The organism is Pseudomonas sp. CP4, assembly GCF_047758505.1.
Lineage (GTDB): Bacteria > Pseudomonadota > Gammaproteobacteria > Pseudomonadales > Pseudomonadaceae > Aquipseudomonas > Aquipseudomonas fluorescens_AO.
In genome coordinates this window covers 2,541,566-2,564,416 of sequence record NZ_CP180489.1, presented here as the reverse complement: position 1 = coordinate 2,564,416, position 22,851 = coordinate 2,541,566, and the positions used below count along the sequence as shown (strand labels likewise).

Below are 22,851 nucleotides of genomic sequence, written 5' to 3'. Positions count from 1 at the left end.
TCAGGCAAGCGGTCATTTTAGCGCCGACGCCCGGTGATGCGCACCCAGCCATCGCGATTGGCGATCGGGTCGAGCTCGAAGTCCTGCGCATAAGCCGCAGCGACTTCTTCGCCCTGCTCGGCGAGAATGCCCGACAGCGCCAGGCGCCCGCCGCTCTTGACCAGACTGGACAGCTGCGGCGCCAGAGACACCAGCGGACCGGCGAGAATGTTGGCGACCAGCACGTCGGCCGGAACCTGCGGCAGATCTTCCGGCAGATACAGCGGGAACAGCTCATCGGCAATGTTGTTGCGCCCGGCGTTGTCGCGCGAGGCTTCAAGTGCTTGCACGTCGATGTCGGTGCCCACGGCTTCCTTGGCGCCGAGCAGCAGCGCGGCAATCGCCAGAATCCCCGAGCCGCAGCCGAAATCCAGCACGTGGCAGTCTTTCAGATCCTGGCCGTCGAGCCATTCCAGGCACAGCGCGGTGGTCGGGTGCGTGCCGGTGCCGAAGGCCAGGCCCGGATCCAGCAGCAGATTGACCGCGTCAGGCTCAGGCGCTGCATGCCAGCTCGGTACGATCCACAGGCGCTGGCCAAAACGCATCGGCTCGAAACCGTCCATCCAGCTGCGTTCCCAGTCCTGGTCCTCGATGACTTCGCTGTGGTGCTCGGGCAGCGGACCGCCGGTCAGCAGTTCCAGATGGGCCAGGACCGGCTCCGGTTCAGTGCCGCCTTCGAACAGGGCCAGCAAGTGGGTGTGCGACCACAGTGGCGTGGTGTTGAGTTCTGGCTCGAAGATCGGCTGGTCTTCAGCGTCCATGAAAGTCACCGACACGGCACCGACTTCGAGGAATGCGTCCTCGTAGGTTTCGGCTTGTTCCGGGGTGATGGCGAGACGGACTTGCAGCCAAGGCATGGCGGGCACCTTTGAAAATCTGTGGGGCAGCCCGAAGCTGCAAAAGCGCGCAGTTTACGCCAGGTCGCCGGCAAAGTGGACACGCCGCTTTGCTGTTACACAATCACCGGGGCGATATACATATGTATTGCCTGAGTGCGGTTGCCGGCAAATAGAGTGAAAGCTCATTTATACGCAATAACGGGCTGGACGACATGGCGGGTGAACAAGGGATTGTAGAAGAAAAACGAGCGCAAGCCGCTGCGTCCACAGGAACGGCCCAGGAGATTCTGCTGCGGATCACGCGTTGGCAGGTGCTGATCGACAAGCGTCTGAGCAGCCAGATGACCTTACTGGCGGCCATGGAAAACTTTGCGTTGACCGAGCTGCGCGATCACTACCCGCACGGCAATATCGATCCGGGGTTCGTGCTGGCTTTGCTTGATGCGATCCTGCAGAAAATCATCGACGGCAAATCGCTGATGTACCTGGCGATCCGTAACGCTCCGTACCGCTGGCCGGGCGCTGCTGATCGGGCTTTGCCGGCCGGCCGCCGTCAAGCGGTCATCCAGGCCGTAGATAGCGTTTCGGAACATTTCCTTGATCATTACAAAAATTATCTGCGAACACACTGGCAAACCAAGGGACAGGAGACTGCGTTCGATCAGTTGGTCTTGCGCAAGTTGCGGCGCTACATCAACGACATCGACGCGCTGTTCCACCCAGACCGTCTCGCGGGGCTGACGCCGGATCGATTACGCAGGCAGATCGAAAAGGTTCAGGAACGAGGCGCTCGCCGCTATCGGTTGACCGCGCTGGCAACGGGCGCGGAAAAGAAAAGGCTGGAAGCGCAGTCATACGCGCAATTGCCACATTGGTTGCGGGTGCTGAATGAACCCGGGTTAGCCAGGTTGCGCAGTTATCAAGAGCAGACGTCGCAGGCCCAGGCAGCGCTCGATGATCTGTTGGAAGGCTACGGCTCGTTGCGCGCCTATGCCCGGCAACAGGCGATTGACTACATCCGGCTCAAGCTCGACATGGAGGTCGAACCGGACCGGATCGACGTTCGCCTGAAATGGCGTTCAGCGGTTGGCGAGCCGACGCAGAACCGCAGTCTGAGCGAATTGCTCGCGGCGGGACCGATCGGCGCGGATTTCGCCGTCGTGCTGGAAGTGACCAGGGGCCCTTCGCGACGCAATCAGCCGCTGGAGCCGGCATTCATCGCCGATATGCTGGCCGGCCAGGATTACCCGGTCGGATACCTCAGAGCCCTCGCCGGGCAATATGCGCGCGAAGAAGTGCAAAAAGCCTCGATCGACTGGTTTATCGCACGGCTCAAGCAAAGCGCGTTCATAGCGCGTTGCGCAGGGCATATGGCGGTGGAAGAGCATGACCGTCTCGAACCGATGTGGGCGGGGAAGGCCATGGACGCGTCCTTGCGCGTCGCCGCGCTGGCGCTACCCAACGGCATGCAGTGTGCCGACTTTCTGGTGTTTTATCGGGAAGACACTCCATCAACGGTGAGCGACCTGCTGCTGTACGCACCAAACAAGCCGGACGGTCAAGAGTGGATCCGCCTGCCTTCGCTGGCGGCACTGACTGGAGAGGTCTGGGGCTGGACGCAGAGCGAGTCCGGTCGCGAATACCTTGTGCAGCAGCTTTCCCCGACTGCCCATCGTCAAGCCCGTGAGTATCTTGTTGCCGTGGCGGCCGATCCTGGCCTTTGGGGAATGAAAAGTGATATCCGGCGTGCGTCCATGCCGTTCGCCGAATGCGTCGAAGCGGCGGTGCAGATGGGTCTGGCGAAAAATTTGCAACAGGTCGAAGAGGACAACTCACTGCGCTGGTACTCAACGCTGCCCCTGGATGCGCGCCGACGTCTCAGCAGCCTGAATCAGGAGCTGGTTGTCCATCAGCAGGTCTTCAACGAGTGGCTCGGCGGTTTCGAAGTCTTTATCGACTTCGCCAGACGCACGGTTGCCGCCGAGATCGCGCCTTATATGCGCAGCAAACAGGTACTGGAACCGGTCGACCCGGCCACCGTATTGATCGATTACAACGCCGGCCTCGCTGATCGCAGGCAGCAGTCGGTAGCCAGCCTGCTCGATCTGGCGATCTACGGCTATGACGACAACGCCGGCATCGATCATCCGAAAAAAGGTGTGCGCTCCTCCGTTGGCCAGGATTTGAGCCGAGTGCGCAGCGCCGATCTGGCCTTGTATCTGCGCCGGGCCTGGTTGGGTGAAAAGTACGCCAGCGAGATCCGCAGCAAATATCTCGACGCCCGCGATGACGCTTACGAGCCGCGTCGGTTCGCCTGGCGCAACGTGCTGCTGTCGAAGATGGATCGTGATTTGCGCGTCGCCAGAAGTCAGGCGCGGTTAAGCGACGCGGTCTATTTTGCGCTGGTCCGTCAGGTCTCGTTGTTGAGTCAGCCGCCAGCGCCGGGTACGCATTTGCCGGGCGCCAGCGTGGTCAGCAGTGACGGTGTTTTCAGCTTTACCGTACGCAGCCACGTGGTGCTCGGGGTTTACGTTTTCACCTGTTTCTATCCCGAACCGTCCTGGTGGCTGTACACCCCAGATGCTCCCGATGATCTTGTGTTGCGTGCGTATCAGTCACTGTATGGCGACATTGCCGGATCGTTGCATGACTATTTGCTGGCACGCACGCCGGTTGCTGCGCGCGCCACGGTGTCGCGTTCGCTGTATGCGATAGCGGCAAAAAAACAACGCGTCGATACGCTGTTCGAAGCGCAACGAGTGAGCGATGCTCGCAGCGAATTCAATGCTTATATCGAGCGCACCGTCACCGATGTGGAAGACATCACCACCAGTCGCGCAGAAATGATCGAGCGACAAGTGGTCAAAGGCCTGATGTTCGGTGCCGCGCCGTTCTGCATGGTGTTTCCGCCCTTCGCCTTGCTGCTGGACGTCGTGTTCGTTGCCGTCAGCGCCGGTCAAGCCGTCGCGGCGCATCTGGAAGGCGATGTCGAGGGCGCGCTCGGGCATTGGCTTGAGGCGTCGTGGGGCGCGCTGTTTGCCTCGGTTGGCGCTGGCAGTACGGTCAAATTGCTTGGGCGTACGGTCAGAAACCTGAAGTACACGACACGGCCGGCCTCATTGCTCAGCGAGCGCTTGAACACCGTGGCTCCGCTTCGCAAGGAAGCGTTGCCGGCGGTTCGCGAGGTGCGTTTTCATGCCAGGCAGGCCGTCAGCAACAAGCCGGGTAATTTGCAGCGGGTCACTGAAGAAGGTGTTTTTTATGGCACATGGCGCAGTCCGCCGAGTGCTGTCCAGCCGCAGCCGAGCTATTACATTCGCCACAGAGGCAGGTACTTCCAGGTCAGGGAAAACCCGCATTTCGGTGGCCTGAGCCTGGTCGATGCCCGGCGTCCCGCCGCCATTTATCAGCGCCCCATACGCCTGGCTGCGAGCGGCAAATGGACCCATGATCGAGTCGGGCTGCGCGGCGGCCATGATCAGGTGCGCAACCTTGGTCATGTAAGCAATCTGCGCGATGCATTTCCCGGTCGCGTCGAGCCAGCGCTGAGCCGTGGGGCGTTGCAGGGCGAAGCCGTGGTAGCGAAGTTCGTCGCCGGGTCTGTGGACAATTATCTGTTTTCGCTGAACGCGCAAACCTGCGTGATTGCCTCGATGTACAACCCGGCGACCAAGGTCGGCGCGGTCATCCATTTCGATCACAACATTCACTCTCTGATTGAGCGAGCCGTCCAGGACGTGATGGCGCGCCTGGGAGGCTCGGCCAAGGATATTCGTGCCACCCTGGTGGGCGGAGACTGGCTGACGGGGGCGGATATCGGCGGGGCGGTCAGAAGGGCATTGCGCCAGCAGGGGCTGCGGCCAAGCTGGGATTACTGGTCCTACTCTTCATGTCTGGGTAATAACTATGCGGTTTCGCTGAATCTGAACAGCGGTGTTTCGACTGTGTTCAAGACGTCCTCCAATCAGGTTGAGCGCCTGTATACGCCGGTTTTGCAGCGAGCGGGATATGCCACCGATCCGGTAGCGAAACGCGCGAAGCTGTTCATGCAGCGGTTTCGTCAAAAGCCGTTGCAACAAGATGCCTCTGGCGCTGTGGTCGATCAGGGCGGGCGCCTGGCCACTGCTGAATTGATTCAAGGGCAGGCTTTTTCGTTGGTGTCGCTGAGCTGATGGCGTTGTTCCAGGCATAAAAAAACCCGATCCGCAGGGATCGGGTTTTTTACACCGCTTCAGCCTTACGACTGTTTGGCCAGCTTGTGCTCGAGGTAGTGAATGTTCACACCACCCTTGCAGAAGCCTTCATCACGAACCAGGTCGCGGTGCAGCGGGATGTTGGTTTTGATCCCGTCGACCACGATTTCGTCCAGGGCATTGCGCATGCGGGCCATGGCTTCGTCGCGGGTTGCGCCGTAAGTGATCAGCTTGCCGATCAGCGAGTCGTAGTTCGGTGGCACGGCATAACCGCTGTACAGGTGCGAATCGACGCGAACGCCGTTGCCGCCTGGAGCATGGAAATGCTTGACCGTGCCCGGGCTCGGCATGAAGGTCTTCGGATCTTCAGCGTTGATCCGGCACTCCAGCGAGTGACCGCGGATGACCACGTCATCCTGAGTGAACGACAGCTTGTTGCCAGCGGCGATGCTGAGCATCTCCTTGACGATGTCGATACCGGTGACCATCTCCGAAACCGGGTGCTCCACCTGAACACGGGTATTCATTTCGATGAAGTAGAAACGACCGTTCTCGTAGAGGAACTCGAAAGTCCCGGCGCCACGGTAGCCGATGTCGATGCATGCCTTGACGCAGCGAGCCAATACTTCCTGGCGCGCCTTCTCGTCGATGCCCGGTGCCGGCGCTTCTTCGAGAACCTTCTGGTGCCGACGCTGCAGCGAGCAGTCGCGGTCGCCCAGGTGGATGGCGTGGCCCTGGCCGTCGGACAGTACCTGCACTTCGACGTGGCGCGGGTTGGTGAGGAATTTTTCCAGATAGACCATCGGGTTGCCGAACGCCGCACCTGCTTCGGAGCGGGTCAGTTTCGCCGAGGCGATCAGGTCTTCTTCCTTGTGCACCACACGCATGCCGCGACCACCACCGCCGCCGGCGGCCTTGATGATCACCGGGTAGCCGACTTCACGACCGATGCGCAGCGCCGTTTCTTCGTCTTCCGGCAGCGGGCCGTCAGAACCTGGAACGGTCGGTACGCCTGCTTCGATCATCGCGTGCTTGGCCGATACCTTGTCGCCCATCAGGCGGATGGTGTCGGCTTTCGGGCCGATGAAGGCGAAGCCGGAGTTCTCGACCTGCTCGGCAAAATCGGCGTTTTCCGCGAGGAAACCGTAGCCTGGGTGAATGGCGGTAGCGCCGGTCACTTCAGCGGCAGCGATGATGGCCGGAATGTGCAGGTAAGACTGAGCGGCGGAAGCCGGGCCGATGCAGACGGATTCGTCTGCCAGACCCAGGTGCATCAGCTCTTTGTCGGCCTTGGAGTAAACGGCGACGGTCTTGATGCCCATCTCTTTGCAGGCACGCAGAATCCGCAGGGCGATCTCACCGCGGTTAGCGATCAGAACTTTTTCCAACTTCGCAGTCATCAAAGGCTCTCCGCGGTTCAAACGATGGTGAACAGCGGTTGGTCGTACTCAACCGGCTGGCCGTCTTCGACGAGGATGGATTCGATCACACCGCTGGTTTCAGCTTCGATGTGGTTCATCATCTTCATGGCTTCGACGATGCACAGGGTGTCGCCTTTCTTCACGGTCTGGCCGACTTCAACGAAGGCTGGCGAGGTTGGCGAAGATTTACGGTAGAAGGTGCCGACCATCGGCGAACGGGCAACGGTGCCGTTCAGCGCGGGTGCAGCAGCGGCAGCCGGAGCAGCGGCAGCGACTGGCGCGGCAGCAGGGGCAGCGGCCGGAGCCTGCATCGGGGCTGGCGCGTAGTACTGCTGCGCCGGGGTCTTGCTGTGGCGGCTGATGCGTACGGACTCTTCGCCTTCCTTGATCTCGAGCTCGTCGATGCCGGACTCTTCCAGCAATTCGATCAGTTTCTTAACTTTACGGATATCCATGAATCATCAACTCCCAAGGGTCGGTCAGGGGCGTATAGCTTGGTGTTCAAGCTGCTCTAGTGCGGCCTCCAGGGCCAGTCGGTAACCGCTGGCGCCAAGGCCGCAGATCACTCCTACCGCTACATCGGAGAAGTAGGAGTGATGGCGGAAAGGTTCGCGCTTGTGCACGTTGGACAAATGCACTTCGATGAATGGGATGCTCACTCCCAGCAGCGCGTCACGTAATGCGACACTTGTGTGCGTAAAAGCCGCCGGATTGATCAGAATGAAATCCACGCCTTCACCGCGCGCAGCGTGAATGCGATCGATCAATTCGTACTCGGCGTTGCTTTGCAGATGAAGCAGATGATGGCCGGCTTCGCGGGCGCGCCGCTCCAGATCCTGATTGATCTGCGCCAGGGTCGTCGACCCGTAGGTCCCCGGTTCCCGGGTGCCGAGCAGGTTCAGGTTGGGGCCGTGCAGCACCAGTAGCGTTGCCATCTGCGTTGTCCTTGTTATCAATGAGCAGTCGTCAGAACCCGGCGACTATGCCGCAAAGCCTTTGTGACTGTCCAGTTCCATGCAATAGGCGGCACGATGGGCGATGTTTGCGCGAAATTTGTGACCGAGTGAGCTGATCCGGTCATTAGTGGTGGTGGCGTGGGCCTCTTCGCGAGCAGGCCCGCTCCCACAGGGAGATGCATTCCAAAGTAGGAGTGAGCCTGCTCGCGATAGCGGTGTGTCAGACGCGAAAGGCCTGAACGGCCGTATGCAATTGGCCGCCCAGAACCAACAGATTCTCGCCCTGTTCACGCCCTTGGCCGATGCGCAGCAGGTTATCCCCACCCAGTTGATGGATGCGTTCGCTGTGATCGCGGATCTCGCTGACCGCGCCACTTTGCTGCGCGGTGACATCGGCGATGCGCACGGCGGTGTCGGCGATGGTCTGGATCGCGCCGACGATTTTGTCCAATGCGCCGTCGGCCGCCTGCGCCTGATTGGCCGTGGCTTCGGCGTGTTCGACCTGCGCGCGCATGCCTTCGACCGATTGCCGGGCGGCGGTCTGCAGGCCGGCGATCAGCGTCTGGATTTCTGCCGTGGCCCCGGCGGTGCGTTGTGCCAGCGAGCGCACTTCTTCCGCGACCACGGCAAAACCACGGCCCATCTCCCCGGCGCGGGCCGCTTCGATTGCGGCGTTCAGGGCGAGCAGATTGGTCTGGTCAGCAATCGAACGAATTACCGTCAGCACGCCGCCAATGGTTGCCGACTCTTCCGCCAGATGTTCGATCATCTGTGCGTTGCCTTGAACTTCACCAACCAGCGCATGCAACCCGGTGAGGCTCTGGCCGATGACCGTCTGGCCATGCTCGACAGCCAGTCCGGCGTGGCGGCTGGCGTCGGCAGCCTGGCGGGCATCGCCGGCCACTTGCTGAATGGTCGCCTCCAGTTCACCCAGCGAGTCGCGAATAAGCGCGGTATCGCCGGCCTGATGTTCGGCGCCGCTGTGCAGATCATTGCTCAGTTCGGCGAGGGTGCGGCTGCTGCCGGCGACTTGCTCGGCGTTGCCGCGAATCGTGCCGACCAGATCCACCAGATAGGCGCGCAAGCGATTGAGCGAGGCTTCGATGTCGTGCAGTTCACGGTTGGTCTTCCCCAGTTGGATGTCGCGACTGAAATCGCCCTCAGCCCAGGTCGACAGCGCCGGGGCGAGGTTGGTCAGGGTGCGGGCGAGGCGCCGCTGCAAGGTGTCGATGAGCAGGGCGATCAGTAGAATCAGGCCGATCATCACGCCTTGCATCAGGCGCACTTCGCCCTGGATCTGCCCGTGTTGCGCGCGTACCACCGGTTCGAGACCGGCGATAACGTGCTGCACGCTGGCGATTTTGTCGTGGGTGGCGGCGCTGAGGTCGGCGCGTTTCTGGATCTGCTCGCGGGTGCGCGTCAGTTCTGCCGGATAGCGGCCAAGCAAGCTGTTCAGTTCGCGCTTGAGGGCGATACCGGCATCTTCGGCGGCGGCTTTGTCGGTGTTTTCGATGCCCATCAACGCGGCGAAATCGTCACTGCTCGATTCGTTGCTGGCGACCACACCGAGCAAGGGCAGGGCATCGATGGACTCGGCCTGGGCGCGCATGTTGCCCACTTCGCGCTCGACATCGGCAGCCAGTTCACTGCGCCCGCTGCTGACCAGTTTGTCCCGCGCCAGCGACAGTTTGCCCAGATGCTGCGATGCGGCGAGCAGTGGTGCGAGGTAGGCGGCGTTGCCATTGGCGTAGGTGTTGAGCTGGTCGAGGCTGGCGCTGAGTTCACGTTCGGCCTGCAACAGCAGCGCCTGCGGATCGCCGGCCAGTTTGCCGGCGGCGAGCAGGTCGGTTTTGCTGAATTCATCGAGGCTCGTCAGACTTGGCCGCACGGTGTCGGCCAGCGGCGGAGGCAATTCATCCAGTTGTTTCTGCACGCTGTCGATGGCCTGAGCGGCGCTGCTCAGGCGCAGCGCGTCACCACTGGCGAGGTAATCCTCGACGTTGCGCGCCACTTCATTCTGAAATTGTTGCGACAGCCCCAGATAACGCTCCATCAACAGATAGGGGCGTTCGAGGGCTTTTTGCGACCACCATAGCGTGGCGCCAAGGGCCACGCAGACGGCGACCAGCAGCAGAGTGTTGAGATTGGTGAGCAACTTCAGGCGCATGACGGCTACCAACGGCAGAAATGGTAAGCGCCTGAATTTATTGCGGTTCCATTACAAGGTTATGACCGAATCAGTGGATTCCGATGAAAAAGTGGCACTTTGCTTTGACTGCCGCGCGGTCTGCACTCGATTGCGTCCGGCACCTTTGGCGCGGTACAGCGCCTCGTCGGCCTGGCTGGCCATCATCAGGCTGTCGGAGTCATCGCACATCTCCACTACACCGGCACTGAACGTGCACCACAGATCCTGCGGCTGCGCCGGGTAATGAATCTCGGCGAAGCGTTGACGAATTTCGTCGAGCACTTTGTGCGCTGCGTCGATATCGGTGTCGGGCATGACAATGGCGAACTCTTCGCCGCCGTAACGGCCGATGAAGTCGGTCTTGCGCAAACGCTGCTTGAGAAACAGCGCCAGGCTCTTGATCACACGGTCGCCCATCGGGTGGCCGTGACTGTCGTTGACCCGTTTGAAGTGATCGATGTCGAGCATGGCAAAGCTCAGCGGCTTGTTCTCGCGGCGCGCACGGAACGAGCAGTCTTCGAGCAATTGCAGAATGTGCGTGTGGTTGTACAGGCCGGTGAGGCTGTCGCGAACCATCCGCGCCTTGAGATTGCGCGCCCGCGCGGCGCGGTTGCGCACGGTGGTGATCAGGTGGCGTGGCTTGATCGGCTTGGTCAGGAAGTCATCACCGCCCTCGCTCATGGCGTCGAGCTGCTTGTCCAGATCATCCTCGGCCGACAGGTAAATGATCGGCACGCTGACGTAGCGGTCGTTGTGACGGATGACCTTGGCCAGCTCGGTGCCGGTGCAGGCCGGCATGTACATGTCGAGGATGATCAGGTCCGGCTGGAAATCCGCCAGTTCGGCCATTGCCTGAATCGGTTCGATCAAGGTGCGGGTGACAATCCCGGCGCTGTTGAGCAGGCGCTCGGTGTGCAGGGCCTGGGCGCGCGAGTCGTCGATGATCAGCACTTTATAGGGCTCGTACTGGGCGACGCAGGTCAGCACTTCGATTTTTTCCAGCAGGCTCGACGCTTCGAGGGTGCCGGTGAGGAATTCCTGGCCACCGGCGCGCACGGCGGCGAGGCGGGTCGGGGTGTCGGTTTCGTGCAGGCTGAAGAACAGCAGCGGCAGGGGTTCTTCGAGGCCGACCTGAGCTTCGGCGGCGAGTTTCAGGCCGATGCCGGGGCCACTGAAATCCACGTCCATGACGATAGCCGCGGGCAAACGCTCGACCATCGACGAGCGAAACGCCGCCACACTGTCCAGCGCCTGCGCGCTCAAACCGAAAAATTCCAGCTGCTTGGCCAGCCGCTCGGCGCGGTCGTGATCCTGCAACATTACGTAGATCGGCTTGCGCAGCGGCGGCAGGAACGTCTGGTCGAGCTGATCGCCATGGCGCAGGCCAGTGCGCGACAGGCGCTGCATCAAACGATTGAGATCAGTGATCAGGCCGCTGCTGAGGCGCCCACGGTTGGCATCCACCGCTTGCAGCGACTGGCTGATGTGATGCGCCAGCTGGGTGTGTTCCGGCTGTTCGAACCGCTCGGCAAAACGCAGCAGGCGCAGATTCGCCTCGCTCAGTTCGGCGAGATCGACGGTGGACCACTCACTGCGTTGCAGGCGCTGCCATATCTCAAGAATCTGACGTGCCTGATGAATTACCCGCTGGGCAAAGTGGTGCTTGAGACGCTCACGGCTGGGGTCTTCTGGCTCGGTCATATCCTGACTACTAGTTAGGGTGCATGCTGAGATCGACTGGTGGCTCTATGCTAGCACCTCTTTTCCCTTAGACGAGTGTCGTACGTCAATAATCTGCTGGACGACACGATTCAGTTTCTGACCGGGCGGTTTTCTCATGCACTTGCAGGTCAGTTCGATGCCCGAAATCCGGGCGCCCGACTTGAAGGTGGGGGCAGAGGCGTCGGGAATTCTCCATCGCTGCTCGGGCCGAATCCAGATCGGAGTGCACTGCGTTGCTGGCGTTGCCGTATCAGGGAATCCCTTAGTATGTGGCGAAGCGTCATCCGGCCGCACCATTTGCGGCTTATCGTTAGCGACGGGTGCCCGGCCTTGGCACGTTGTTGTATGGTTGTGGTCGAACCGTTGAACCCAAGTGATTGAAAGGATATCGCCATGCTGGACTGGAAAAACCGCGCGGGCAGCGCGCCTGAACGTGCCGCCGAGCCCAAGTCGGCCACCCGCAGCTATGTCGGCGGGCTGCTGTTCAGCCGGGCGCTGGCCACAGTGGTCGGTCTGTATTTGCTGGTCACCATCGCGCTGGGCTGGTACTGGAGCCAGGAACCGGAGCTGTTTCCGGTGGCGCAGAACGCCCAGGTCGCTGCCGAGAAAGAGGGCAAGCAAATGGTGGTCGGCTACACCACGGTCGAAACCCTGAAGACTGTTGCCGGCACCTTGCTCAACAAGCCGGGCGGTTACATTTCCAACGATCGTTTCCCGCCGGGCCTGTGGATGGACAACACGCCGAGCTGGGAATATGGCGTGCTGGTGCAGGTGCGTGACCTGACCCGCGCCCTGCGCAAGGATTTTGCCCGTTCGCAATCACAGTCCGCCGAAGACGCCGATCTGGCCAAGGCCGAACCGCGTTTCAACTTCGACAACAAAAGCTGGGTGCTGCCGTCCAGCGAGTCGGAATACCAGGAAGGCATCAACTCCCTGAGCCGTTATCAGTCGCGCTTGTCGGATCCGAATCAGAAAAACGCGCTGTTCTACGCCCGCGCCGACAACCTCAACAACTGGCTGGGCGATGTCGGCACCCGTCTCGGTTCGTTGTCGCAACGCCTGTCGGCCAGTGTCGGTCGGGTCAAGCTCAATACCGCGCTGAAGACCGAAGTTCCGGCAGTTGGCGAAGTGCCGCAGGTTGACGAAGAAGTCGTGGAAACCCCGTGGATGCAAATCGACAACGTGTTCTACGAAGCACGCGGTCAGGCCTGGGCGCTGTCGCATCTGCTGCGCGCCATCGAAGTCGATTTCGCCGATGTGCTGGCGAAGAAGAACGCCACCGTCAGCGTGCGCCAGATCATTCGTGAACTGGAGGCTTCGCAAGAGCCGGTGTGGAGCCCGATGATCCTCAATGGCAGCGGTTTTGGCGTCTTGGCCAACCACTCGCTGGTCATGGCCAATTACATTTCCCGGGCCAACGCGGCGGTGATCGATTTGCGTCAACTGCTCAATCAGGGCTGATTCGTGAGTCAAACAACCAGAGAGGCGGCCCATCGCGCCGCCTCGGACGCCGAACAGATCGCTTGGGTCGACGAGCAGGACAACCTGCTCGGCGCGCTGGTGCGCTCCGATTTGCGCGAGCGCGGTCTGATTGGCCGGGGCACCTACATCATGCTGTTCAATTCCGCCGGTGAGCTGTGCGTGCACCGGCGCACCTTGAGCAAGGCAATTTACCCCGGCTACTGGGATGTTGCCGCAGGCGGCATGGTCCAGGCTGACGAAAGCTACGCCGAGTCGGCGGCGCGCGAGCTGGAGGAAGAGCTGGGCGTCAGCGGCGTCGAACTCACCGCTCACGATCACTTCTACTTCGAAGACACTGGCAACCGTCTATGGTGTTCGGCGTTTTCCGCCGTGTGGGACGGGCCGCTGAAACTGCAGCCGGAAGAGGTCCTTGAAGCGCGCTTCATTCCCGTCGAGCAGGTCATGCGCGAAATCAGCGAAAAGCCGTATTGCCCGGACTCTCTGGCCGCGCTGAAGCGCTATCTCAAGGCGCAGCAAAGCAACGTCGCAAAGAACACATGAATTGGCGCCGATTGGCACTTAGCAATCGCGATTTTTGCCGTTACACTGCGCGACCTTTTCAAACTGCACCGAACGCTTCCCATAAGCGCCGATGCAGTAGCGCTGCCCCTGCCTGAGTGGGGCTTCGCGGTCGCTGACCTTGCCCAAGGTTGCGATCAGTCTTTGTCCTCCCGAGAGGATTGCCGGTGGCCAAGAAAGCCGCATCCTTCGCCGCCCTGGGCGGCCTGGTATTTTCCACCGACGCAGGTCGTCATTGCCCGGAATGCAGCAAACCGGTGGACGCCTGTATCTGCAAACAAACCGTGATCCCGGCCGGTGACGGCATTGCCCGCGTGCGTCGCGAAAGCAAAGGGCGTGGCGGCAAGACGGTGACCACCATCACCGGCGTGCCCCTGGCCGAAGACGCGCTCAAGGAGCTGGCGACGACGTTGAAGAAACGTTGTGGCACCGGCGGGGCGTTGAAGGACGGCATCATCGAAATCCAGGGCGATCACGTCGAGCTACTCTTGGCAGAGCTGATCAAGCACGGTTTCAAAGCGAAGAAGTCCGGCGGCTAGCAGCCTCTGTGAAACCCTCCGGCGGCTTGATCCGGCTTCGAGTGTTCTCGGATCCGGCGTCGTTGCCATGGTTTTCACAGAGCCTGTTCATGACCGGTTTCTAAACTCCACGCAGTCAGTGCGGTCTACCGCCGCACTGACGAACCGTCATTTTCATTCTTTAGACTGCGCCGGCCTGCACTTCAGGCGACGCACTCTGACTTCTTTATAGGGGACTTCGATGTCCGTACGACGCACACGTAAAGACGATGGCAGCCAATGGACAGTTGCGGACAGCCGCAGCGTTTACGGGATTCGCCATTGGGGGGCCGGGTATTTCGCGATCAATGAAGCCGGTCGCGTCGAAGTACGTCCGAACGGCCCGAGCAGCTCGCCTATCGATCTGTTCGAGCAAGTCGACCAACTGCGCAAGAGCGGTTTGTCCTTGCCGTTGCTGGTGCGTTTCCCTGACATCCTGCAAGACCGTGTCCGTCAGTTGACCGGCGCTTTCGATTCCAACATCGAGCGCCTGGAATACCAGAGCCAATACACTGCGCTGTACCCGATCAAGGTCAACCAGCAGGAAGCGGTGATCGAGAACATCATCGCCACCCAGAACGTCTCCATCGGTCTGGAAGCCGGCTCCAAGCCTGAGCTGCTGGCGGTGCTGGCGCTGGCGCCGAAGGGCGGCACCATCGTCTGCAACGGTTACAAGGACCGCGAGTTCATCCGCCTCGCGCTGATGGGCCAGAAGCTCGGCCACAACGTGTTCATCGTCATCGAGAAAGAATCCGAAGTCGGCCTGGTGATCGAAGAAGCCGCCTCGCTCAAGGTCAAGCCGCAGGTGGGCCTGCGCGTGCGGCTGTCGTCGCTGGCCTCCTCGAAATGGGCGGACACCGGTGGCGAGAAATCCAAATTCGGCCTGTCGGCGGCGCAACTGCTGTCGGTGGTCGAGCGCTTCCGGGGCGCCGGCCTCGATCAAGGCATCCGCCTGCTGCATTTCCACATGGGTTCGCAGATCGCCAACCTCGCTGACTACCAGCACGGCTTCAAGGAAGCGATCCGTTACTACGGCGAACTGCGCAACCTCGGTCTGCCGGTGGATCACATCGACGTCGGCGGCGGCCTCGGTGTCGACTACGACGGCACCCACTCGCGCAACGCCAGTTCGATCAACTACGACATGGACGATTACGCCGGTGTCGTGGTCGGCATGCTCAAGGAATTCTGCGACGCGCAGAGCCTGCCGCATCCGCACATCTTCTCGGAAAGCGGCCGTTCGCTGACTGCGCACCACGCGATGCTGGTGGTGCAGGTCACCGACGTCGAGAAACACAACGACGAGATCCCGCTGATCGAGAACAAGGAAAGCCTGCCGGAAACCGTGCAATGGCTGGTCGATCTGCTTGGCCCGACCGACATCGAAATGGTCACCGAAACCTACTGGCGCGCCACGCACTACATGAGCGACGTCGCCGCGCAGTACGCCGATGGCAAGCTGACCCTGGCGGAAAAAGCCCTGGCCGAGCAGTGCTACTTCGCCGTGTGCCGTCGCCTGCACAACTCGCTGAAGGCGCGTCAGCGTTCGCACCGCCAGGTGCTCGACGAACTCAACGACAAGCTGGCCGACAAGTACATCTGCAACTTCTCGGTGTTCCAGAGCCTGCCGGACACCTGGGCGATCGATCAGGTGTTGCCGATCATCCCGCTGCACCGTCTCGATGAAGAGCCGCTGCGCCGTGCGGTGCTGCAGGATCTGACCTGCGACTCCGACGGCAAGATCAACCAGTACGTCGACGAGCAGAGCATCGAAACCAGCCTGCCGGTGCACGCGTTGAATGAAGGCGAAGATTACCTGCTGGGCGTATTCCTGGTCGGCGCCTATCAGGAAATCCTCGGCGACATGCACAACCTGTTCGGCGACACCGACTCGGTGAACATCTACCAGAACGCCGATGGCAGCGTGTACCACGCCGGTATCGAAACCCACGACACCATCGAAGACATGCTGCGTTACGTGCACTTGTCGCCGGAAGAACTGATGACCCACTACCGCGACAAGTGCGCCAGTGCCCGGATCAGTGCCAGCGAGCGCACGCAGTTCCTCGATGCCTTGCGTCTGGGCCTGACCCGCTCCTCCTATCTGTCTTCCTGAGACCCGATAGCGTTCCGCCCGGGTTGTCCGATTTTTTTCCGCAAGCTGTGGAAAATTCGGACAACCCGGTGGGACATCTCCTGATTTTTTCACGAAAACCTGTGCGATCACGGTCAGCAAACTCATCTGGTCTGCTTTTCGCGTAGGTCATTTCCTAAGTTGTACTTCGCCTCTCTACTCGGCCATGCCTCTCGGCGAGAATCCCCGGCCGCCCCTCCTGTAGAGATCCGCCCATGTTCGATCCAGTCAACGAGTCGTCGTTTCGTCTCGATGTAGCGGGCCTGTCCGACCCCTTCGAAGTTCTCGCCTTTACCGGAAGGGAAGCGCTCAGCGAACCCTTTGTCTTCGAGATCGATGTGGTGATCGACGATCCGCATCTGGATCTTGCCGGCCTGCTGCATCGTTCTGCGTTCCTGTGCTTCGGCCCGCCCGGCCAGGGTGTGCACGGGCAACTGCACAGCCTTGTCCAGCATGAGCACAGCCATGGCCTGCGCTTGAGTCGCGTGCGTCTGGGGCCCAGGCTCGACTGCCTCGACCTGCGTTTGAGCCAGCGCATATTCAGCGGCCGCTCCGTGCCGCAGATCATCGACCAGGTCCTGCGTGAGCACGGCATCGTCGGGCTGCAACGACGTTTCGACCTGCACAGCGACTACCCGGCCCGCACCTTCTGCACGCAATACCGGGAATCCGATCTGCAACTGCTCCAGCGCCTGTGCGCAGAGGCGCGTATTCACTATTACTTCGAGCATCACCGCGACAGGCATTGTCTGGTATTGGGCGATGATCCGACGCGGATGCCGCAGGCAGACGTCGCGCGCTATCAGGGCGAGCATGACCACCTTTGCGTCACTCCAGCCGTACGCCAGTGGCAACTGCAAGAAGATTCACAGGCCGGCCAGCGCGGACCGAATGCCGAAGGCCACAGCGATTTGTCCGCCCTGCGCAGCGGTCAGTGGTTGCCGTTGGACGGCCATCCCTTCATCGAATGCAACCGCCCATGGTTGCTGACCCGCATCGAGCACCGTGCCGATCAGTCTCTCGAACCGCCCTACGGTAATCGCCTGTTCGCGGCCGCGCGGGTGCCCGTCTTTGCGCCCGCCGCGACGCCAGCCAAGCAACGCATGCACAGCCTGCAGCGTGCCTGGGTGGTTTCGGTCGATGAAGCGCAACCCGATCGCTCGCGGCCGGTCGCGGTGCAATTTGACTGGCTGTATCAGGGCGAAGGCGCAGCGCCGAGCCATTGCTGGCTACCGCTCGCACCAACCCTGAGCGAGTTGCCATCAGCGGCGCTGGCCGATGGCGTGGAAGTCGTGGTGAGTTTCCTCGAAGGCGACCCCGATCAGCCGATGGTCAGCGGCGTTCTCCAGCCTCCGGCGCTGGTGGAGGATACGGTTGAGGACGATGTCCCGTTGCCGGAGTTGCTGGTGAGCGATGGGTTGCAGCAGCTGTTGCAGTCCGGCGAGCCGTTGCTGCTGCTGTGCCTGATGCCGGGAGGTGGGAGCTTCAACCACTGTGCCGAGTCCGTGTGCAGTTGCCGGCTGTTGACCGCGCTTGATCAGAGCAGCGCAAGATGAGCGGCGCGGCGCTTGAGCCTATGGCGCAATGGCTGTTACTCGATACCCCTGACGCGTTACGCGCCCTGCTGACGTTGCGGCAGGGCTTTGCCGATGTGCAGCGGCACCGGTTGTTCGACGGTACCGAATTTCAACCGGTCAGCGAGCACGGCCCGGTTCTTGTCGACTTGCGTGAGAATCCGGCATTGACCGCCTTGTGCCTGCGCGATCCGGACACTTGGCGCGGGCTGCTGCTGAGCTGCGAAATACCGGCGCAGCAGCTGATCAGCCACTTGCAACGCATGCTCACCGTCTCATTCGGCTTGAATCACCGGGCCTTGCTCAGCTATTACAACCGGCAGACCGCCAGCTATTTCTTCGATGCCTGCGATGCCGCGCAACTGAGTCGCTGGCTCGGGCCAATCCGCCAGTTGCGCTGGTTTGGGGGTACCTGGGCTGACCGCGCCATCGGCAGTCAGGGCTGGCAACAGCTGCGCAATCCCGGCCTGCTCGTCGAACCGCTGGGCATCGAAGAAAGCCTGACCCGGCGCCAGCGTGAGCGCCTGCAAACCTGTCTGCTGGAACAACACATCTGGCGCTGGTGCCAATCCCTGTGCGCCGATTACCAGACGATCGCTGTGCATGTGCAACAGGGTCTGGCGCTGGGTTTCAGTGATCGCGCGGTGCTCGACGGCTGGCTGTGGCTGCGCCTGCTGCATCCGCGCGCGGTGCTGGTTGCTCCACCGGCGGGTCTGACCCAGCAGGAGCGGCTCGATCATCTGCGTCGGCAGTGGGGTGCGGCGGACTGACTGATGCCGTCAGTGAGCCTTGCCGCTGAACCAGCCATCGCTGCGTTTCAGCCACAGGGCTTGCGCGCCGAGGGTCACGCTGCGCAAGACCATGAACAGCAGGAAAGATATCCACAGGCCGTGATTGCCCAGTGCTTGCAAGAACCAGGCGAACGGCAGGAGCAACAACACCGTCAGCAGCATGCCATTGCGCATTTCCCGCGCGCGGGTGGCGCCGATGAACAGGCCGTCGAGCAGGTAACTCCACACCGCAATCAGCGGCAGCACGGCGAGGTAGGGCAGGTAGACGAAGGCCGTGTCGCGCACGCTCTGGATGTCGGTCTGCATCTCGATGAACAGGTGCCCGGCCAGCAAAAACAGCACGGCGAATCCGAGGCTGGCAATCAACGACCAGCCGCCGGCCACCACCAGTGACCGGCGCAGGGCCAGGCGATCTCTTGCGCCGATGGCATGGCCGCACAAGGCTTCAACGGCGTGCGCCAGTCCGTCGAGTGCATGGGCCGTCAGCAGCAGGCCGTTGAGCAGCAGCGCGTTGGCCGCTACGGTCGCGTCGCCGAGCCGCGCGCCTTGCACGGTGATCAGGAAAAACACCGATTGCAGGGCGAGGCTGCGGATGAAAATGTCCCGGTTGACCGCCAGCAGCGGGCGCCAGCTCTGCCAGACTCTCAGTGCCGCCCAGATGATCTGCCCCGGATAGGCGCGCAACGCCGTGCGCGTCAGCCACAGGCCGAGCAGGGCGCCGCTCCATTCGGCGATTACCGAAGCGCGCGCCGAGCCGACCACGCCCCAGTCCAGGCCGATGACGAACCATAGATTGAGGACGATGTTGATCAGGTTGGTGCTCAGCAGAATCGCCAGCGGCGCCCGCGCGTTCTGCGTGCCGAGGAACCAGCCGACCAGTGCATAGGTCGCCAGCGCGGCGGGCAGGCCGAACAGGCGCGTGTGGAAAAACGCCCGGGTCAGCTGATCCAGTTCAGCCGACGGTTGCATGAAGTGCAGGGCAACGCCACTGAGCGGCACGCCGAGGCCGCCGAGCACGACGGCCAAGCCCAGTGCCAGCAACAGGCCCTGCAAGAGAATCTGCCGCAACGCCGCACCATCGCTGCGCCCGGCAGCCTGCGCGGCAAAACCGGTGGTGCCCATGCGCAGAAAACCCATCGCCCAGGCGAGAAACGTGTACAGACTGGCGCCGACTGCCACCGCGCCGAGTTGATGGGCATGCGGCAGGTGGCCGATGACAGTGCTGTCGACCAGCGCCACCAGCGGCACGGAGATATTGGAAAGAATCATCGGCGCGGCGAGCGCCCAGACCTTGCGGTGAGTCGGGCGGTCGCGCCAGTCGGTAATCAGAGAGGACATGCAGGCTCCTTGGGGGAGCGGGGATTGTAGCGATTAACGCAATTCACTGTAGGAGTGAGCCTGCTCGCGATAGCGCCCGTTCAGTCACACAAGCTTCGAATGACATACCGCGATCGCGAGCAGGCGAGGGCCTACAGGGGGCGGTGGGTTAATGGATGATCCAGCCCAACAACCACAACCCCAGCAGCAACCAGATGATCCCGGCAATGATCGACGCGTTCATGAACGCCCGGATCGCCGACCAGAGCAGCATCAAACCGACAATCAGCGCGATGATGCTGATGATCGAGGTGTCCATCCCCAGCGTCTGCGCGAGGCCGTCGACAAAGTTGCCGCCGGCATTGCTGAGCATGTTGAACAGGCCACTGAGGCCATCGACGATAAAGCGGATGACCGAACCGAGTGCCTGGCCGAGCCATTCGAAAAAGCTTTCTACACGCATGTGTGCATCCCTGATGAAAGAGCTGAGCCTTGGGCCACACCGAGGGCGGCCGAGTTCCCTGCATGATAGAAGGTTTGCCCGGATCATGTGTGGGAGCGAGCCTGCTCGCGAAGGCGGCGTGTCAGGCAAATCCGGTCTGGATGATCCACCGCCTTCGCGAGCAGGCTCGCTCCCACAATAGATCATCTGCGCTGCTTGCCTTCAGCCCGCATCCCCCCGAAGCTATGCGTCTTCAGGAGAGCCCGATGAACCTTGTTGAACTGACCGAACGCCTGCACGCCATTCGTGACCGCAATGACTGGCGGCAATTTCACAGCCCGAAAAACCTCGCCATGGCCGCCAGCGTGGAAATGGCCGAGCTGGTGGAAATCTTCCAGTGGCTGACAGAAGACCAGTCGCGCCAGTTGCCGGCGGAAAAACTCGCGCATGCCGGGCAGGAAGTCGGCGATATCGTCCTGTATCTGTTGCTGCTGTGCAGCGAGCTGGGTCTGGACATGAATGAAGTGGTGCGGGCCAAGCTCGCCGACAGCGAACGGCGGTTCAGCTGATGAGCGACCGTCATTTCGATCAGTTGGCCACGCGCTTCGCCGAAAAAATCTACGGCGGCGCCAAAGGCGCGATTCGCCTCGCCGTGTTGCAGGCCGACCTGACCGAGGCCTTGCCGGATCGCCCGCTGCGTGTGCTGGATATCGGCGGTGGCCTTGGGCACATGTCGCTGTGGCTGGCCGAGCGCGGCCATGACGTCACCTTTACCGAACCGGCCGAACCGATGCTGGAAGGCGCACGCGAGCGTTTTGCCGAAGCCGGGCAAACCGCGACATTCATTCAGGCACCATGGCAGGAACTGCTCGGCCAGCTCGCCGAGCCCTACGATCTGGTGATCTGCCATGCGGTGCTGGAATGGCTCGCCGAGCCTCACGCGATCCTGCCGGTGCTGCATCAACTGACCAAGCCTGGCGGCTGGCTGTCGCTGGCGTTCTACAACCGTGATGCGCTTATTTATCGCAATCTGCTCAAGGGCCATTTCAAGAAAATGCGCAAAAACGTCATGGCCGGCGAGAAGCAGAGCCTGACTCCCCAGCAACCTCTCGACCCGCGGGAATTGGCAACGCAACTCGCCGGAATGTGGCAGGTCGAAAGTCAGAGCGGCGTACGGGTATTTCACGACTACATGCCGGTGGAATTCCAGGCCCGCGCCGAACTGGCGGACTTGCTGGAAATGGAACTTGCGCACCGTCGTCACCCAGGCTTCGCCGGGCTTGGGCGTTACTTGCACTGGATCTGCCGGCCGATCTGAGCGGAGCGCGACATGAAAGCTCAATGCGGGTTATTGCTGATGAGTCTGGGGTTGGTCGCCTGCCAAGGCAGCAACCCCTACGTGGCCCAGTCACGGCCGTTGCCGCCGGCACCGCCGCAGGCCGCCACCACCTTCGACCGCAGCGCCTACCCGGCGCCGCCGCGTGATTACGGGCGCTACCGCAATTGGGCCTGGCGCGACGGGCAGTTACCACCGGGCACGGCGTGGGCCGACTCGGCGCAGGTGGCCGAGGCGGTCAGCAACGCTCTCGACCAGCGCGGCTTGCGGCCGATGCGCGACAACCGCCCGGCGGACCTGCTGGTCAGCGCCGACCTTCGTCTGGAAACCCGTCTGCGTCAGGTTCGCGACGACTACGGCTACTACGGTGGATACGGCGGCTATGATCGTTATGGTCGCGGTTACGGCATGTACAACAGCGTGCCGGTCATGCGCACCTATCAAGAGCAGGTCGTGGTGGTGCGGGTCGATCTGTTCGATGCCGGCAATGGTCAGCCAGTGTGGAGCGCCAGCGCCGAGACCGGCACCCAGGGCAATCAGATCGAACGCGCCGATGCGATCCGCGAGGCTGTGGAAAAAGCCATGGCGGCGTATCCTCCCAGCTGACGTCGTGTCAGCAGGTTCATGTCTTCACCCGGAGAAAAATCATGTTCCGCCGTCTCGCTCTACTCGCTGTTGCCGCGCTGCTCAGTGCCTGCGCCGCCAATCAGGTCAATCACGACTTCGACGCCAGCCGCGACTTCGCCGCTTATCGCAGCTGGAGCTGGAAAGACCCGGCCCTGCAATACCGCCCCGATGATCCGCGCATCAAGAGTGACCTGACCGAACAGCGCATTCGCCAGGCAGTGTCCGATCAACTCGATCAGCGCGGTTTGCGCCCGGCTGCTGGTGGCGGCAAGGGAGATCTGAGCGTGCAGACCTACCTGATCGTCGAGGACCGGCAGCAACAGGTGACGACCAATTACGGCGGCGGTTGGGGCGGCCCGTGGAACGGCTACTGGGGCGCGCCTATGTACAACGAAACGCGCAACGTCACCTACAAGGTCGCGACCATTCAGATCGACCTGCTCGACGGCAAGGACGGCAAACTGGTGTGGCGTGGCAGCGATGAACAAATGCTCAGCAGCCGCCCGAATCCGGCCGATCGCAGCAATGCCATTCGCGAGACCGTGGCACGGATCCTGGCCAACTATCCACCGCGTTGAACCGCTCTGAACCGTCCCTGTGTGAGCGAGCTTGCCCACGAAGGCGGCGGTGCATTCAACATCTTGATTGCCTGATCTGGCGCTTTCGCGAGCAGGC

General features: G+C 61.7%; 19 protein-coding genes. 11 read left to right on the top strand and 8 right to left on the bottom strand.

Annotated features, from left to right (window positions below; translation table 11 throughout):
* Positions 1-17: 17 nt before the first annotated feature.
* Positions 18-896, bottom strand: coding sequence for a 50S ribosomal protein L11 methyltransferase (prmA, locus tag ACMYUN_RS11470; RefSeq protein WP_039757012.1), 879 nt, complete (start codon positions 894-896; stop codon positions 18-20).
* 194 nt (positions 897-1,090) lie between these two features.
* On the opposite strand from prmA, the gene ACMYUN_RS11465 reads away from it, so the two are divergent.
* Positions 1,091-5,050: a type III effector 1 gene (locus tag ACMYUN_RS11465; protein WP_415763746.1), complete on the top strand. Its 3,960-nt coding sequence runs from the start codon at positions 1,091-1,093 to the stop codon at positions 5,048-5,050.
* A 65-nt stretch (positions 5,051-5,115) separates the two neighbouring features.
* Here the strand turns inward: ACMYUN_RS11465 and accC are convergent, their stop codons facing one another.
* The 5 genes from accC to gcbA form a co-directional block, all read right to left on the bottom strand.
* Entirely contained in the window at positions 5,116-6,471 is a 1,356-nt protein-coding gene (gene accC, locus ACMYUN_RS11460) for an acetyl-CoA carboxylase biotin carboxylase subunit (RefSeq protein ID WP_024011424.1), read from the bottom strand.
* A 17-nt stretch (positions 6,472-6,488) separates the two neighbouring features.
* Positions 6,489-6,947, bottom strand: coding sequence for an acetyl-CoA carboxylase biotin carboxyl carrier protein (gene accB, locus ACMYUN_RS11455; protein ID WP_016771862.1), 459 nt, complete (start codon positions 6,945-6,947; stop codon positions 6,489-6,491).
* A gap of 24 nt (positions 6,948-6,971) precedes the next feature.
* Positions 6,972-7,427, bottom strand: a complete 456-nt coding sequence (aroQ, locus tag ACMYUN_RS11450) for a type II 3-dehydroquinate dehydratase (RefSeq protein WP_016771861.1) — start codon at positions 7,425-7,427, stop codon at positions 6,972-6,974.
* Between the two features lie 241 nt (positions 7,428-7,668).
* On the bottom strand, positions 7,669-8,712 hold the full coding sequence (locus ACMYUN_RS11445; RefSeq protein ID WP_397504600.1) for a methyl-accepting chemotaxis protein: 1,044 nt from the start codon (positions 8,710-8,712) through the stop codon (positions 7,669-7,671).
* A gap of 954 nt (positions 8,713-9,666) precedes the next feature.
* The gene (gene gcbA / locus ACMYUN_RS11440) at positions 9,667-11,337 is read right to left on the bottom strand and encodes a diguanylate cyclase GcbA (protein ID WP_016771860.1); all 1,671 of its coding nucleotides are present in this window, start codon (positions 11,335-11,337) and stop codon (positions 9,667-9,669) included.
* Between the two features lie 414 nt (positions 11,338-11,751).
* Here gcbA and ACMYUN_RS11435 point away from each other — a divergent pair, with 414 nt between their 5' ends.
* From ACMYUN_RS11435 to ACMYUN_RS11410, 6 genes are all read left to right on the top strand, one after another.
* Positions 11,752-12,819 (top strand): DUF2333 family protein, encoded by a 1,068-nt coding sequence (locus tag ACMYUN_RS11435; protein WP_016771859.1) that lies wholly within the window; start codon positions 11,752-11,754, stop codon positions 12,817-12,819.
* A gap of 3 nt (positions 12,820-12,822) precedes the next feature.
* Positions 12,823-13,380, top strand: coding sequence for an NUDIX hydrolase (locus ACMYUN_RS11430; protein WP_310403768.1), 558 nt, complete (start codon positions 12,823-12,825; stop codon positions 13,378-13,380).
* 185 nt (positions 13,381-13,565) lie between these two features.
* Entirely contained in the window at positions 13,566-13,937 is a 372-nt protein-coding gene (locus ACMYUN_RS11425) for a translation initiation factor Sui1 (protein WP_007914613.1), read from the top strand.
* 220 nt (positions 13,938-14,157) lie between these two features.
* A complete protein-coding gene (gene speA, locus ACMYUN_RS11420) occupies positions 14,158-16,071 on the top strand; it encodes an arginine decarboxylase (protein WP_415763745.1) in 1,914 nt (637 codons plus the stop codon).
* Between the two features lie 233 nt (positions 16,072-16,304).
* Complete coding sequence (locus ACMYUN_RS11415) at positions 16,305-17,645, top strand: type VI secretion system Vgr family protein (protein ID WP_415763744.1); 1,341 nt, start codon at positions 16,305-16,307, stop codon at positions 17,643-17,645.
* Positions 17,642-18,433, top strand: a complete 792-nt coding sequence (locus tag ACMYUN_RS11410; protein WP_415763743.1) for a DUF4123 domain-containing protein — start codon at positions 17,642-17,644, stop codon at positions 18,431-18,433. Before ACMYUN_RS11415 ends, ACMYUN_RS11410 begins: the two co-directional genes overlap by 4 nt.
* 9 nt (positions 18,434-18,442) lie before the next feature.
* Here the strand turns inward: ACMYUN_RS11410 and ACMYUN_RS11405 are convergent, their stop codons facing one another.
* Positions 18,443-19,792, bottom strand: coding sequence for an MATE family efflux transporter (locus ACMYUN_RS11405; protein WP_415763742.1), 1,350 nt, complete (start codon positions 19,790-19,792; stop codon positions 18,443-18,445).
* A gap of 148 nt (positions 19,793-19,940) precedes the next feature.
* Positions 19,941-20,234: a hypothetical protein gene (locus ACMYUN_RS11400; RefSeq protein ID WP_415763741.1), complete on the bottom strand. Its 294-nt coding sequence runs from the start codon at positions 20,232-20,234 to the stop codon at positions 19,941-19,943.
* Between the two features lie 245 nt (positions 20,235-20,479).
* Here ACMYUN_RS11400 and ACMYUN_RS11395 point away from each other — a divergent pair, with 245 nt between their 5' ends.
* Genes ACMYUN_RS11395 through ACMYUN_RS11380 form a run of 4 tightly spaced genes read left to right on the top strand, consistent with a single transcriptional unit; the run spans position 20,480 to position 22,754 of the window.
* Entirely contained in the window at positions 20,480-20,782 is a 303-nt protein-coding gene (locus tag ACMYUN_RS11395; protein WP_039757019.1) for a MazG-like family protein, read from the top strand.
* Entirely contained in the window at positions 20,782-21,531 is a 750-nt protein-coding gene (locus ACMYUN_RS11390; protein WP_129998128.1) for a methyltransferase, read from the top strand. The genes ACMYUN_RS11395 and ACMYUN_RS11390 overlap by 1 nt, the downstream gene beginning before the upstream one ends.
* Before the next feature lie 12 nt (positions 21,532-21,543).
* Complete coding sequence (locus tag ACMYUN_RS11385; RefSeq protein WP_415763740.1) at positions 21,544-22,155, top strand: DUF4136 domain-containing protein; 612 nt, start codon at positions 21,544-21,546, stop codon at positions 22,153-22,155.
* A gap of 41 nt (positions 22,156-22,196) precedes the next feature.
* A complete protein-coding gene (locus ACMYUN_RS11380) occupies positions 22,197-22,754 on the top strand; it encodes a DUF4136 domain-containing protein (protein ID WP_415763739.1) in 558 nt (185 codons plus the stop codon).
* Positions 22,755-22,851: the final 97 nt, after the last annotated feature.